This window comes from Bacillus sp. AFS040349, from assembly GCF_002577655.1.
In the GTDB taxonomy this organism is placed as follows: Bacteria; Bacillota; Bacilli; order Bacillales; family Bacillaceae; genus Metabacillus.
The window spans coordinates 1-1,482 of the sequence record NZ_NUMC01000020.1; the positions used below are offsets into that span (position 1 = coordinate 1).

At 36.6% G+C, this 1,482-nt stretch carries 1 protein-coding gene; it reads right to left on the reverse strand.

Translation table 11 applies throughout. The features are described 5' to 3' along the window. Positions 1 to 41: 41 nt before the first annotated feature. Positions 42 to 1,372 (reverse strand): IS3 family transposase gene (locus COD11_RS05580; RefSeq protein WP_231307539.1). Its coding sequence is split into 2 segments (ribosomal slippage): positions 42 to 1,000 and positions 1,000 to 1,372, totalling 1,332 coding nucleotides; the frame shifts between segments, so codons are not numbered across the junction. Between the last annotated feature and the right edge of the window lie 110 nt (positions 1,373 to 1,482).

Here is a 1,482-nt window from a genome sequence, read left to right on the forward strand (position 1 = left end):
TAAAATGTACCCTTTGTAAAGGACAGTTTTAAAAAAAGGCATTAAGCAGCCTGAAGAAGATGATCTCTGTATTTTACAGGGGTCATCTTTTTTAGGTTCCATTGATATCTATGATGGTTATAGTAAGTGATGTATTTGTCTATTTCGCGTTTTAGTTCGTCCAAAGTTTTACATGGCTTAATATTTGCTTCGTCTTTAAGGTGGCCAAAGAATGATTCTATTGGTGCGTTATCCCAACAGTTTCCCCGTCTAGACATAGATTGCCGTAATCCCATTTTCTTCACAAGCTTTTGGAATCCTGGATGGGTGTAGTGAGTTCCTTGATCTGAATGAATGAGAGCGTCTTTAGCTTTCTTATAGTTTCGGTTCTTCTTTAACTTGTGCAAGGTGTTTGTAGCTAACTCCATGGTGATACGATCCGATAGATGATAAGCTAGAATTTCACCTGTTGATCCATCTTTAATTACTGATAAATAAGCTCTTTGGCCATTATGGTAATGCATATAAGTGATGTCAGTAAGAAGTACGTTATATGGAATCCCTTGCTTAAATTGGCGGTTTAATATGTTTGGCACAACGCGATGTTCTTGGGTTGCCTTCATCATTCTTTTATATGGGTTAGCTTTTCTAATAGGACAGAAAATATTGTATTTCTTCATAATTCTGCGAACACGTTTCAAATTAAAGACACACTGAAATTGACCCGCCAATGTCATCTTAATTTGGCGTGCCCCTTTCTTTCGACCTTTAAAGTGGAAGGCTTTTAAAATTAATGCTTTAGCTTCTTCATCCCTCACTTCCTGACGTTTCCTTTGTTCTTCGGACTTAGCTGAGAAATAATTATAGTAACCACTTCGTGACACCCCGGCAACGTCACAAAGGAATTTCACCATGTGTTTTAGGTTGTATTTTTCAATAACCTCACGAATAAGAATGTACCTCTGACTAGAAGGAAGCCTTACTTCTTCAGCCCCCTTTCTAACATACGAATCTTTTTTAGGAGTTCATTTTCTGCCTTTACAAGATTCATCTTAGCTTCTAATCTTGCATACTTCTCCTCAAGGGACAGTTCTTTTACTCGCGGTCTTCCAGAATTATTTTTCCTAGTGTCTTTAAGCCCCAACAAGCCTTCAGTTTTATAAGTGTTTCTCCAACGCTCTGAAGAAGATTTAATTCTTTGCATGCCAATAATTTCAACATCAAATCCAGCTTCTTCAAAGATTTGTCTTGAAAGCTTCCCCTTACTGAATTCAGATACAAAATGTTGTTTAAACTCATCCGAGTAAGTAATTCCCTTTGAACTGACCGATTTCACATATGGGTTTTTAGATAATAGTTTGATTTCTTTTTCTGTAAATAGCTTTTTACTCATGATTCTCCGTCTCCAAGTTATGTCTGTAGTTGTGATGCTTACATTATACAAAAAAGCACCCTATAGAGAGAGCACTTTTTTTAAGTGTCTACTCTATAGGGTACATTTTA